This window comes from Micromonospora sp. NBC_01699 (genome assembly GCF_036250065.1).
Lineage (GTDB): Bacteria > Actinomycetota > Actinomycetes > Mycobacteriales > Micromonosporaceae > Micromonospora_G.
Genome location: NZ_CP109199.1, coordinates 981,595 through 994,202, shown reverse-complemented (window position 1 = coordinate 994,202; position 12,608 = coordinate 981,595). Strand labels below are relative to the sequence as shown.

10 protein-coding genes are annotated in these 12,608 nt (G+C 71.8%); 4 read left to right on the top strand and 6 right to left on the bottom strand.

Annotation, left to right across the window (positions count from 1 at the left end; all coding sequences use genetic code 11):
* Positions 1-21 precede the first annotated feature (21 nt).
* Complete coding sequence (locus OG792_RS04495; protein ID WP_329107598.1) at positions 22-522, bottom strand: DUF6912 family protein; 501 nt, start codon at positions 520-522, stop codon at positions 22-24.
* 258 nt (positions 523-780) lie between these two features.
* Between OG792_RS04495 and OG792_RS04490 the strand changes: the two genes are divergently transcribed.
* The gene (locus tag OG792_RS04490) at positions 781-1,008 is read left to right on the top strand and encodes a helix-turn-helix transcriptional regulator (RefSeq protein WP_329107596.1); all 228 of its coding nucleotides are present in this window, start codon (positions 781-783) and stop codon (positions 1,006-1,008) included.
* A gap of 163 nt (positions 1,009-1,171) precedes the next feature.
* Positions 1,172-1,798, top strand: a complete 627-nt coding sequence (locus tag OG792_RS04485; protein WP_329107594.1) for an Rv3235 family protein — start codon at positions 1,172-1,174, stop codon at positions 1,796-1,798.
* A 130-nt stretch (positions 1,799-1,928) separates the two neighbouring features.
* Here the strand turns inward: OG792_RS04485 and secA are convergent, their stop codons facing one another.
* A complete protein-coding gene (secA, locus tag OG792_RS04480; RefSeq protein WP_329107592.1) occupies positions 1,929-4,790 on the bottom strand; it encodes a preprotein translocase subunit SecA in 2,862 nt (953 codons plus the stop codon).
* A 163-nt stretch (positions 4,791-4,953) separates the two neighbouring features.
* Between secA and OG792_RS04475 the strand changes: the two genes are divergently transcribed.
* Together OG792_RS04475 and OG792_RS04470 are read left to right on the top strand one after the other, a co-directional pair.
* Complete coding sequence (locus OG792_RS04475; protein ID WP_329107590.1) at positions 4,954-6,162, top strand: GNAT family N-acetyltransferase; 1,209 nt, start codon at positions 4,954-4,956, stop codon at positions 6,160-6,162.
* The gene (locus OG792_RS04470; protein ID WP_329107588.1) at positions 6,159-7,271 is read left to right on the top strand and encodes a GNAT family N-acetyltransferase; all 1,113 of its coding nucleotides are present in this window, start codon (positions 6,159-6,161) and stop codon (positions 7,269-7,271) included. The genes OG792_RS04475 and OG792_RS04470 overlap by 4 nt, the downstream gene beginning before the upstream one ends.
* 93 nt (positions 7,272-7,364) lie before the next feature.
* Here OG792_RS04470 and hpf read toward each other — a convergent pair whose 3' ends face one another.
* From hpf to mtrB, 4 genes are all read right to left on the bottom strand, one after another.
* Entirely contained in the window at positions 7,365-8,006 is a 642-nt protein-coding gene (gene hpf, locus OG792_RS04465; RefSeq protein ID WP_329107586.1) for a ribosome hibernation-promoting factor, HPF/YfiA family, read from the bottom strand.
* Positions 8,007-8,256: 250 nt separating this feature from the next.
* Complete coding sequence (locus OG792_RS04460; protein WP_329107583.1) at positions 8,257-8,964, bottom strand: ComF family protein; 708 nt, start codon at positions 8,962-8,964, stop codon at positions 8,257-8,259.
* A gap of 20 nt (positions 8,965-8,984) precedes the next feature.
* Positions 8,985-10,835 carry an LpqB family beta-propeller domain-containing protein gene (locus tag OG792_RS04455; protein ID WP_329107581.1) on the bottom strand — a complete coding sequence of 617 codons (1,851 nt, stop codon included), beginning with the start codon at positions 10,833-10,835 and terminating at the stop codon, positions 8,985-8,987.
* The gene (gene mtrB, locus OG792_RS04450; RefSeq protein ID WP_329111117.1) at positions 10,832-12,547 is read right to left on the bottom strand and encodes an MtrAB system histidine kinase MtrB; all 1,716 of its coding nucleotides are present in this window, start codon (positions 12,545-12,547) and stop codon (positions 10,832-10,834) included. Before mtrB ends, OG792_RS04455 begins: the two co-directional genes overlap by 4 nt.
* Positions 12,548-12,608: the final 61 nt, after the last annotated feature.

The window sequence follows — 12,608 nt, the reverse complement described above, 5'->3', positions numbered from 1 at the left end:
CAGCCGAGGACTGCCGACGGGTCAGCCGAGGTCGTCCAGCTCGGAGATGTCGTACCAGGCAAGCTCGTGGTCCTCGACGCCGTCGACGGTGAACTGGGCGTCCGGGTCGCCGGCGAGCGCCTCGGACACCACCGCGACCGCCAAGCCCACGTCCTCGACCGCCTCGTCGTCGTCGAGGTGAATCGCGGCGACCGCCGCCACCGGGACCGGCCCGTCCAGGCGTACGGTGCTGGAGCCCAGCTCGACCTCGGTCCGCTGCACTGTGGCGGCCGGCAGGTCGGCGGAGACCACCACCCGGCGGCGCGGGGCGGCGGGATCCTCACGGAGCAACCGCAGCGCGTCCTGCGCGGCCCGGGTGAAGGCGACGTACTCCAGTTCCTCCTCGTCGCCCTCGGCGTACCACTCGCGCAGGGTCGGGGTGACCGCGTGCGCCTCGCCGGCCGGCAGCTCACCCTGCTTGCGCAGGAGGGCCAGCATCGGCACGGTAGCCGGGAGGTACACCCGGACCAGTTCTGCGCGCACGGTTCTCGTCTCCCCCACTCGGCGACGCCACCGGCGTCGCTGACCCGCAGGACACCGGCTCGTCCGGCGCCGTCCCTGTCATACACCCCGCCGCCCCGGACCGGAAGCGTGCCCCTCCCGGCTGTGTCCGATCAGCAACCCGCCCCGGTCGACCCGGTCCCGGCGGTACGGCTGGCGACCGGGGCGGAACCGTGGTCGAGCGGGACCGGCAGTCGATGGCAAACTGAGTCAAACACGACCCACCACCGGGAGTCGCTCGTGGAGCCCAGGTTCCTGCTGCTGTCCGACGTAGCCGCCGAGCTGAACGTCTCGGACTCGCAGGTCTACCACATGGTGCGCAGCGGCGAACTTCCGGCGATCAAGATCGGTGGCCGGGGCCAGTGGCGGGTCGAGCGGGCCCAGCTCGAACAGTACATCCAGCACAAGTACGCCGAGACCGCCGACTGGGTACGCAGCAACCCGCTGGTCGAACGCGACCCGGAGTAGTCCGGATCTGCCGCCGCGCCCCCTCGACCCGGTGCCATCCCCCACGGTGACGCCCGCCCGCTTCGTGCTGCCCGCGACACCTTGACGCCACATCCATCGTTCGCTACTAATGTAACCGGTCGGAGGCAAACGAAAGCAAACGCAAGATCAAGAGAGGACCCAAATGCCCGCCGTACGGACCAGGCCACTCGCCCGCCCCGCCGTACGGTTGCGCCCGGTGCCGCCGCTCGACCCACCGTTCGACGACGAGTTGGCCGGGCCGGCCTGGGCGACGGGACTCGACGGGCAGCTCTCGCTGCCACTGGGCGTCCCGCTACCGCCACGATCCGGGTCCCGCGGCACCGAGCGGGGCCGACCGACACCGGCGGACCGGGCTCCGGCCGCCCTGCCACCGGAGGCGTTGGCCACCGCCTCGGCCGAGGCCCGGCAGGCGGCCCGCCGGTTTCTGGGGACCTGCCTGGAGATCCTGAACGGCTACCGGCCGGCCGCACACGTCCGACCGCTGTCGGTCGGCGCCGACGCCACGGCGATCACCGAGCAACTCGTCGCCGCCACCCGACGACTGGCCGAGCAACGCGCCCGGCGTCCGGGCCTACGCCCACGGGAAGCGGCCCCGGCCGGCGGCGGGACGAGCGGGGTGCGTCTGCGGCTGCTGCGGGTCAGCGAGCCGCACGAGGGGATCGCCGAGGCGGCGGCCGTACTCGGGTGGGGCGAGCGGAGTTGGGCGCTCGCGTTCCGGCTGGAGCGGCGGCGCGGCAGTTGGCTCGCCACTGTCGCCCGGGTGCTCTGAACGACCACCGCTGCCCGAGAGCCGTTCGAACGGGACCGGGCCCGGTCCCGGCCACCTGTCGGTGATCGGGGCCGGGCCCGGAACGGCTGTTGCCCACCGGCCACCACCGCTGGCGGCGGCCGGTGGTCGGTCAGGAACCGGTCGGAGAGCCGTGGCAGCGCTTGTACTTGCGGCCGGAGCCGCACGGGCAGGGGGCGTTGCGGGAGGGACCCTCACCGCCGACCGACTGGCCCGGTGCCGGCGTACGCCGGGCGGCCGACGGCGGCGGCGGACCCTGCCGGCCGACACCGAGGGCCGGTGCCTGCGGCTGCGGCTCCTGGCGCTCCAGGACCACACCGCCGGCGCCCGCCTCACCGTCGATGGTCGGCGCGGAGTATTGCAGGCCCTGCCGACGCGGCGGGCGAGCCAGGCCCTTGGCCCGTATCTCCACCGGTGCCTGGTCGAGCACCACCTCGGGGGTCGAGGCGGCCGGCGGGGTCTCCTGCTCGACCTGGACCTCCAGGTTGAACAGGAAGCCGACCGTCTCCTCCTTGATGCCGTCCATCATGGTGGCGAACATGTCGAAGCCCTCGCGCTGGTATTCCACCACCGGGTCGCGCTGGGCGTAGGCCCGCAGGTTGATGCCCTCCCGCAGGTAGTCCATCTCGTAGAGGTGCTCGCGCCACTTGCGGTCGATGACCTGGAGCAGCACCATCCGCTCCAGCTGGCGCATCGCCTCGCTGCCCAGTTCCTCCTCGCGCCGGGCGTACGCGGCCTGCGCGTCCTCCTGGATCTTGCTGAGCAGGAAGTCGCCGTCGAGGTTGTTGCGCTCGCCACCGGCCTCGTCGATCAGGTCGTCGACGGTGACACCGACCGGGTAGAGCTGCTTGAGGCTGGACCAGAGCTGGTCGAGGTCCCAGTCCTCGGCGTAGCCGTCGGCGGTAGCGCCGGTCACGTACGCGGTGACGGTGTCCTGGATCATGTGCTGGACCTGGTCGCTCAGGTCCTCACCGTTGAGCACCCGCAGTCGCTCGGCGTACACCACCTGGCGCTGCTTGTTCATCACGTCGTCGTACTTCAGGACGTCCTTGCGGACCTCGGCGTTCTGGCCCTCGATCTGGGCCTGCGCGCTCTTGATCTGCCGGGTCACCATCTTCGACTCGATCGGCACGTCCTCGGGGATGTTGAAGCGCTCCATCACCGCTTCGACCGCCCCGGCCCGGAACCGCCGCATCAACTCGTCCTGGAGCGAGAGGTAGAACCGCGACTCGCCGGGGTCACCCTGCCGGCCGGCCCGACCGCGCAACTGGTTGTCGATCCGGCGCGACTCGTGCCGCTCGGTGCCGAGCACGTACAGGCCGCCGGCGTCGGTGACCTCCTCGGCCTCCTCGTCGCACGCCTGCTTCCAGCGCGGGAGGATCTCCTCCAGCGCCTTGGCGTACTCCTCGTCGTGCTCCACCGGGTCGAGGCCGCGCTGGCGCAGCTCGTTGGCGGCGAGGTATTCCGGGTTCCCGCCGAGCAGGATGTCCGTACCACGGCCAGCCATGTTGGTCGCGACGGTGACCCCGCCCTTGCGACCGGCCTGCGCGATGATCTCGGCTTCCCGGGCGTGGAACTTGGCGTTCAGGACCGCGTGCGGGATGCCCCGGCGGCGCAGCAGCTGCGACAGGATCTCGGAGTTCTCCACCGAGACGGTGCCGACCAGCACCGGCTGACCGATCGCGTGCCGCTCGGCGATGTCCTCGACGACGGCGTTGAACTTGGCCTTCTCGGTCTTGTAGATGACGTCCGGTTTGTCCATCCGGACCATCGCGCGGTGGGTCGGGATGGACACCACGCCGACGTTGTAGACCTTCTGGAACTCGCCGGCCTCGGTCTGGGCGGTACCGGTCATCCCGGACAGCTTGGTGTAGAGGCGGAAGTAGTTCTGGAGGGTGACCGTGGCAAGAGTCTGGTTCTCCTGCTTGATCTCCACGCCTTCCTTCGCCTCGATGGCCTGGTGCATGCCCTCGTTGTACCGGCGGCCGTGCAGGATGCGACCGGTGAACTCGTCGACGATCAGGACCTCGCCGTCGCTGACGATGTAGTCCTTGTCCTTCTTGAAGAGTTCCTTGGCCTTGATCGCGTTGTTCAGGTAACCGACGAGCGGGGTGTTCACCGACTCGTAGAGGTTGTCGATGCCGAGCCGGTCCTCGACCTTGCCGACGCCCCGCTCGGTGACCGCGATGGTCCGCTTGGCGTAGTCGACCTCGTAGTCGCCCTCGCCGTCCTTGCCGGACTGGAGCCGGGCCACCACGCCCGCGAACTCGCCGTACCAGCGGGCGGAGTGCTCGGCCGGACCGGAGATGATCAACGGCGTACGGGCCTCGTCGATCAGGATCGAGTCGACCTCGTCGACGATCGCGAAGTTGTGCCCGCGCTGGACCAGCTCCTCCTGTGACCAGGACATGTTGTCCCGCAGGTAGTCGAAGCCGAACTCGTTGTTGGTGCCGTACGTGATGTCGGCCGCGTACGCCGCCCGGTGCTCGCTGGCCGGCCGGTTCGGCAGGATCACGCCCACCGTCAGCCCGAGGAACTCGTGCACCCGGCCCATCCAGGCGGCGTCACGTTCGGCGAGGTAGTCGTTCACCGTGACGATGTGCACGCCCTTGCCGGACAGCGCGTTCAGGTACGCCGGCAGCACCGAGGTGAGGGTTTTGCCCTCACCTGTCTTCATCTCGGCGATGTTGCCGAAGTGAAGTGCGGCGCCGCCCATCACCTGGACGTCGTAGTGACGCTGGCCGAGCACCCGGGCGGCGGCCTCGCGGGCGGTGGCGAAGGCCTCCGGCAGCAGGTCGTTGAGGGACTCGCCATCGGCGATGCGCTGGCGGTACTGGTCGGTCAGGCCCCGCAGCTCCTCGTCGGTGAGATCGACATAGTCGTCCTCGATCGAGTTGATGGCATTCGCGACGGCCTTCAGCCGCCGCACCATGCGGCCTTCGCCGGCGCGGAGGAACTTTTCGAGAATCGACACGGATCAACGCTCCCCTAGACGGTCTGCCGAACCATCGTAGGCGCACCGTCGGGGCAATCGGGAGCCGCGTTGACGACCGGTCCCATCGAACCGGACAATTCACCCTATAGGTTCGAGCAGACGCGCCGAATCCGGTTACGCCCAGGGCGAACTCTCCGGCAAGATGGCCGGCGTGAAGCCCGTGGAGATCATCGAGAACGGCCTCTTGCTCCGCCCCTGGGAGGCGGCGGACGCGAGCGCCGTACACCGGGCCTGCCAGGATCCGGACATCCAGCGGTGGACCACCGTTGCAGCCCCGTACCTGCCAGAACACGCGGAAGGCTTCGTCACCGCCGTCGCACCGGCCGGCTGGGCGGCCGGCACCGCGGCCCCGTTCGCGGTCTGCCACGCCGGCACCGGCGAACTACTCGGCTCCTGCGGCCTGGTGACGATCGACCAGACCCTGCGCTCCGGCGAGGTGGGCTACTGGACGGCTCCCTGGGCGCGCGGTCGCGCCGTCGCGGTCCGGGCCACCCGCGCCGTCGCCCGGTGGGCGTTGCGGGACCTCGGCCTGCGCCGGCTGATCTGGCAGGCCGAGGTCGGCAACCACGCCTCCCGGCTGGTCGCGCTCCGGGCCGGGTTCCGGGTCGAGGGCCAGCTCCGACTGGCCCAGCCGCACCCGCACGGCGGACCCGACGGCTGGATCGGCTCACTGCTCCCCGACGACCTGGTCGAGCCGGACACCGACCCGACCGGGGCCGGCGGTCCGGCCGGGCCGGGTTCGCTCGTCGCCCGCCGGGCGGCGGTCTTCGGCCGCCCGCAACCGGTGCTGTTCGCCACCGCCGCCGACGGGGAGATCCGGCTGCGTCGGCCGGAGCAGCGGGACCTGGATCCGATCGTGACCGCCTGCCGCGACCCGTTGGCGCGGCGCTGGCTCGGCCTGCCGGATCCGTACCAGCGCTCCGACGCGGAGTTCTTCGTCCACCGGCACGCGGCGGGGCGGTGGGGGCGCGGCGACGGGGCGGTGTTCGTCATCGCCGACCCGGACGACAACTTCGCCGGCACCATGGAACTCCGACTCAACCGCGACGATCCGGCGGTGGCCGACGTCGGTTACCTGGTCGCACCGCACGCCCGAGGGCGGGGCTACTGCCCGGCCGCACTCGCCGCCGTCTGCGCCTGGGGTTTCGCCAGCCTCGGCCCGGCCCGGATCGAATGGCGGGCCCACGTCGGCAACGACGCCTCCCGGCGGGCCGCCGAGAAGGCCGGGTTCGTGGTCGAGGGCATCAACCGGCAGGGCATCGCGCACCGGTCCGGCCGGGTGGACGTCTGGGTCGGGGCACTGCTGGCCGGAGACGGTCCGGGCGGCGTACGCGGCGCGGGCGCGGCATGAACCGGGAGACCATCGAGGCGGCGGGCGTACGGCTGCGGCTGTTCCGCGATGCCGACCTCGACGACCTGATGGCCGGCTGCTCGGACCCGCTGACCAGGCGATTCCTCCCGCACCTGCCCGTTCCGTACACCGGGGCCGACGCCCACTGGTGGATCAGCGAGGGTACGGCGACGGTCTGGACCCGCGGCGGTGCGGCGTACGCGATCGCCGACCCGACCACCGACCGCCTGCTCGGCGGAATCGGCATCGACCACGTCGCGCCGTCGCGGCACCAGGGCGAGGTCGGCTACTGGGTGGGTCCCTGGGCCCGTGGTCGTGGGGTGGCCACCGCCGCCGCGACCCTGCTCGCCGGCCGGGCGCTGACCCACGGCTTCGCCCGGCTGGAACTGCTCACCGAACCGGAGAACGTGGCCAGTCAACGGGTGGCCCTGGGCAGCGGGTTCAGCCGGGAGGGGATCCGGCGCAGCGCCGGGAACACCCCGGACGGCGGCCGGCACGACCTGGTGGCCTGGGCCCGGCTGGCCACCGACCCGCCGGGTCCGGCGGCCCGGCTGCTGCCGGACCTGCCCGGCGGCACGCTGACCGACGGGGTGGTCACGCTGCGCCCGCTGACCGCCGCCCACACCGGATTCGTCCACCGGTTGCAGAGCCTGCCGGACGTGGTCGCGTCCAGCGTGCCGCCGGTCGCCCCGAACCGGGCCGAGGTGGCGGCGCGGTGCGCCGGGGCGCCGGGGCGTTGGCTGGCCGGCGAACGCGCCGACCTGGTCATCCTGGACACCACCAGCGGTACGCCGACCGGCGAGATCGGCCTCTACTACCAGGAACCGCAGACCGGACAGGCGATGATCGGGTACGCGATGAGCCCGGCCTGGCGGGGCCGGGGCTACCCGACCCGGGCCGTCCGGCTGCTGGCCCGCTGGGCGTTCGCCGACGCCGGCATCGAGCGGTTGATCGCCGGCGCGTTGCCGGACAACGCCGGCTCGCGGCGGGTGCTGGAGAAGGCCGGCTTCCGGCGGGAGGGCGAGTTGCGGGGCCGGCTGCCCGGTCCGGCCGGACAGCGCCTCGACGACCTGCTCTACGGCCTGCTGCCGGAGGATCTGGACCGGTGACCGGCGGTCCCGGCCGAGCGGTACGGCGTCCGGCGGATCCGGGCCGGCCGGCGGGGCGAACTGGCGCTGCGCCCCGCGCGGCCGGCCCACGCCCTACTCGGTGAGCGCGATGATCCCGTAGTCGTAGCCCTTGCGCCGGTAGACGACGCTGGACCGCCCCGTTTCCTTGTCCAGGAACAGGTAGAAGTCGTGCCCGACGAGTTCCATCTGGAACAGTGCGTCATCGACGGTCATCGGCTCGGCCGGGTGTAGTTTCGCTCGGGCGATGTGCCCCGGTTCGTGAACCTCGTAGTCGTACGGGTCGTCGGCGAACTCGGGCTCGTCCCGCGTTTCGGGCTCGGCGGTCAGGGTGGCCACGGCGGAGTCGCCGAAGGGCGCCACCGGCAGGCCGGCTGTCGCGGCGGCAACGGATATCGGCGCGTGCCTGCCCCGGTGCACCCGGCGGCGGTCGGCGGCCCGGCGCAGCCGGGTGTCGAGCTTGGCTATCGCCACATCCAGGGCGCTGTAGAAGTCCTTGGCGCACGCCTCGGCGCGCACTACTGGCCCACGAGAGACGCAGGTAATCTCTACTCGCTGACAGTTGTCAGCCTGTCGCGGATTGCGTTCGTGGGACAACTCGACGTCGACTCGAATGAGCTTGTGATCGTAACGCTCGATCTTCGCGAGCTTGTCGGCTACATGAACCCGGTAGTGTTCCGGGACTTCGACGTTACGGCCCTTGACCACGACATCCATGCGTGACCTCCTGTGTTCGGACGGTCCGGAAACCAGAAAACCCGGTCAGCCTGCCCCCAGGAATCGCCCTTCGGCACCGACCGGTCGAGAATGACGCCGCCTCCCTCCTTTGCCCGGGGCGGGTGAGTCCCTCATACCCCCGGTGAACAAAACGCTAACTCCTGTCTCGTCTATAGTCACCCCTCGCTACCAAGAACCTTTAGAAACCATCGCTTGTGGCACGATCGTGTGAAATCGCCTGCACGGACCGTTACCGTCGACCGCGTCGGGTCGTTGCCGCGAGAACCGCGGCGGCATCCACCCGTACCCCGTGGGCGCGCAGCGAGCGGGTCACCGCGGCCAGGGTCACCCCGGTCGTGACGATGTCGTCGAGCACCACCACGAACCGGCCGGCGGCGCGGCGGCGTACGGCCGGCAGCCGCCCCGCCCGTACGGTGAAGGCGTGCTCCGCCGCCGCGGCCCGGCCGGCGGTGTCCAACGTGGCCGAATCGGGCCGGGGCAGGGCCCGCAGCGGCGCCCCGAGCGCCACCGGCCAGCCCGCCGCCCGCAACCGGTGCCCGGCGTACCGGGCCAGCCGGCGCAGGTGGTCACCGTGCCGCTCGCGGACCGCCCGCGCGGTGGTCGGCACCGGGATCAGCAGCACCGGCCGCGGTGCGCCGGCGGCCTCCGCGACCACCTCGGCCAGCAACCGGCCCAGCGGCCGGGCCAACGAGTGCCGGCCCCGTTCCTTGTACGCCAACAGCATCTCCCGCAGCTCACCCTGGTACGCCCCGAGCGCCACGCAGCCCGGCAGGCCCGGTGGAGCCGGGGTGGGTCGCGCCGGGGCGGGACGCAGCGCGCCGAGCGCCTCAACACAGGCCGGACAGACCCCGTGCCGCAGCGCGGTCCCGGTGAGCCGGCAACCGGCGCACTCGGCCGGCAGCACCAGGTCGGCCAGCTCGGCCCAGACACCGGTCACGTACGCCGCCCGTCCCGTACTCAGTAGCGGAAGAACGGCGCGCTGGGCTTGCTCGACGGGTTCGTCGAGGGCGGTAGGCCGGGGTTCGGTGCTACCTGCTCCCGGCCGATCAACCGGTTCGACGACGAGGCGGCGCCGTTGGTCTCGTACATCACCCCGAGCTGGGTCCGGCTCAGCGGGTTGTCCGGGTACGCGGCCAGGTGCAGGACGTCGCCGCGGGTGTTGTCCACCAGCAGATTCTCCAGCACCCCGTCGACCCCGATGTTCTCGATCACCGAGCGCCGGTCCGGCTGCGCCCCGGCCACCGCGAGCCCGCTCTCGCCGCTCCAGTCCACCGCGGTCACCGTGGCCAGGGAGGTGACCAGCCGGCGGGCCCGGCCGACGGAGACCGTACCGCCGTCGGTGCTCAGCGCGGCGACGTAGAGCGCACCGTCGGCGATGACCGCTATCCGGTGCCCGTCCGGCGCGGCGCCGACCCCGGTCACCCGGCCCGGCACACCCGGCAGGCTGATCCTGACCAGTTGGGCGTTGGAGTCGAACCGGTAGAGGTTCCCGTCCGCCACCACCAGCCCGATCGGTGCCCGCGGGTCGGTGCCCTTCAACCAGATCGGCCGCTCCATGCTCGGGTACGAGGCACTGGCGGCGAAGATCCGCAACGGTTCGGCACCGGTGGCCACCCGCAGCCGCCACCGGTCCCCGTCCGCACTGACCAGCGCGGCGCCGACCTGGTTTCCGTTGCGCGACAGCGCGGCCGACCGGATGTTGCGGTTCTCCTCCGGCTCGATCGGGACCGACTCGACCGCCTCCTCACCGTCGCGCAACTGGTGCACCGCGCCCTCGAAGACACAGAACCGGATCGGACTGTCGGTCAGCGCGTACGGCTGGTTGGCCCGCCGGTACTCGTCGACGTCGGCCACCTTCCGCCGCTGGCTCTGGATCTTCAGCTCCAGTTCCCCGTCGTCGCCGCCGACGCCCTCCGGGTTCGGTGGAAGCAGGGACCAGGCGAGCTGGGTGAAGAGGCGGTCCAGGTCGACGTTGTCGTTCACCTCGCTGGCGGGCATGGAGAGGTTGACCTCCAGCCGACCGCCGGACATCGGCGCGTTGCCGATCCGGCTGGTCCCCTCCGGCAGCGGTACGGCGGCCGGCGACAGCCATGGCGCCGGGCCGCCGATCAACCAGCCGAGCAACTCGGTGGCCTGCGACTCCTTCGGCACCGACCGGGGCAGGTAGCGCAGGTCCGGCACCAGCGCGGTCCGGCCGGCGTTCCAGAAGTAGATGGTCCGCTGGCTGTAGTAGCTGAACAGGGCACTGGTGCTCATCAGCAGCACCGGCGGCGGGTTGACCACCCACATCCCACCGGCCGGCTGAGCCTGGCCGCCGGTGGTGCTGGCGAGGGCCGGGCCGACCTCGAAGACGTAGCTGCGCTCGGTCAGCTCGGGCTCGCCGACCGAGCCGTCCATCCGCAGCACGCCGACCTGCTGCACCTGGATGGTCACCAGGAAGCTGGCGGTGCCCTCGACGCCCTTCGCCTGCGGTTGGCCGATCAGCCGGACCAGGTTGATCGCCGGTTCGCTGCCGACCTTCAGCTTGAGCTTGCCGCCGCCCTCCGGGATGTAGCTGTTCACCCGCTGGTAGATCTCGTTGGTCTCACCACCGGCGGCGGCCGTCAGGTAGTTCGCGGCGACCTGCTCGGGGAGGTCGCTGTCCTGCCGCTGCGGCAGCCGCTGGGTGAGATCACCGCCCGAGTCCTGGCCGGACTGGGGTCCCTTGCCGTCGACCCGTACCTCGCTCTCGCCGGGGATGCCGCAGCCGACCAACCCGACACAGAGCAACAGGGCCACCGTCGCGGTGGGCAGGACTCTGCGACTCACGTGGTCACCTCCGTACGCTGCGCGCCGACCCCCGGCGCGGCCGGGTCCACCGGCCCGTCTCCGGCGGCCACCAGCGGCGCCGCACCCGAACCGATCGCCAACCGCGCCCCGGCCGGCACCGGCACCAGCCCCCCGACCTCGACGTCACCGGGCACCAGGCGCAGCGGCGCGGAGGTGAGCCGGTCACCGGCCCGCACCGGCAGGGTGAGCCGGAACTGGGCGCCCTGACCCGGCGCACCCCACGCCTCCAGCCAGCCGCCGTGCAGCCGGGCGTCCTCCAGGCTGATCGACAGGCCCAGGCCGGTGCCGCCGGTCTGCCGGGCCCGGGACGGGTCGGCCCGCCAGAACCGGTTGAAGACGAGCTTCTCCTCGCCGGGTTTGAGCCCCACCCCGTGGTCCCGCACGGTGATCGCCACCGCCTGCTCGTCCACGCCCAGCACCACCTCGACCGGACGACCCTCGCCGTGCTCTACCGCGTTGCCGACCAGGTTGCGCAGGATCCGCTCGACCCGGCGCGGGTCCACCTCGGCGATCACCGGCAGGTCGGGCGCGCTCAGTCGCAGCGGCACACCGAGCCGGGCGGCCAGCCCGTCGAGCCGATCGACCACCCGGTGCACCACCGGCACCAGGTCGGTCGGCTCGGCGTCGAGCATGGCGAAGCCGGCGTCGAACCGGCTGATCTCCAGCAGGTCGGTGAGCAGGCCCTCGAAGCGGTCGAGTTCGGCCTGGAGCAGCTCGGCGCTGCGGGCCACCGCCGGGTCGAACTCGTCCCGCTCGGCGAAGATCAGGTCGGCGGCCATCCGTACGGTGGTCAGCGGCGTACGCAGCTCGTGCGAGACGTCGGAGGTGAACCGCCGCTGCAACCGGGACATCTCCTCCAGCCGGACGATCTGGCGCTGGAGGTTGGTCGCCATCTGGTTGAACGAGGCGGCGAGCAGGGCCAGGTCGTCCTCCCCGTTGACCACCATCCGCTGGTCGAGCAGGCCGGCGGAGAGCCGCTGGGCGGTCCGGGCGGCCACCCGTACCGGGTTGACCACCAGTCGGGTCACCAGTGCGGAGAGCAGCCCGAGCAGCAGCACCAGGGTGATGCCGGTGGCCACGACGGTCGAGCGCGCCTCGTCGGCGATCTTGTCCCAGCGGGTCAGCGGTACGAAGTAGTAGAGCTCCACCTGGCCGAACTTGGTCGGCACCGGGGAGCCGTAGACGAGGTACTTGGCCATCCCACCGTCGAGGTTGCCGGTCCTGAACTGGTGTGCGACCTCGCCGCCGGCCACCCTGGCCCGCAACTGGTCGCTGATCATCGGGCTCACGTCCACCCCGACCGGCGAGGTGGCGGGCTCGATCGTCCGGTACCCGTCCGCCTGGAGCGCCACCACCACCCCGGCGACCTGCTCGGGGTCGTTGCCGGCGAGGTAGCGGACGGTGGTCTCGAAGGTGGCGCTGAGCTTCGGCGCGTACGACACGGTGTAGACGTTGATCTGGTCCTCGGCGTAGTCCCGGCCGTTCTCCAGTCGCTGCTTGACGTCGGCGGTGGCGTTGTCGAGCAGGATGTTGGTGATCCGCTCGGCGACCAGCACGGCGAAGCCGCCGACCAGCAGGCTCGACGCGACCAGGGTGATGCTGACCACGCGCAGTTGCAGCGACCGGCGCCAGGTCTGGTGCAGGCCGGCGGCGAACGCCCGGGACCGGGCGAACGCCGCGCGCCGGAGCACCCGGGCCGAGGTACGGGCACGGGTCAGTACGGGGGGAAGCGCCGGGTGAGCCACAGTGAGC

Bases quoted from the DNA above. Each gene is read 5' to 3' on its own strand.
- OG792_RS04485 (WP_329107594.1), top strand. From the start codon at position 1,172: ATGCCCGCCGTACGGACCAGGCCACTCGCCCGCCCCGCCGTACGGTTG.
- hpf (WP_329107586.1), bottom strand. From the start codon at position 8,006: ATGGATGTCGTGGTCAAGGGCCGTAACGTCGAAGTCCCGGAACACTAC.
- OG792_RS04470 (WP_329107588.1), top strand. From the start codon at position 6,159: ATGAACCGGGAGACCATCGAGGCGGCGGGCGTACGGCTGCGGCTGTTC.
- OG792_RS04475 (WP_329107590.1), top strand. From the start codon at position 4,954: ATGGCCGGCGTGAAGCCCGTGGAGATCATCGAGAACGGCCTCTTGCTC.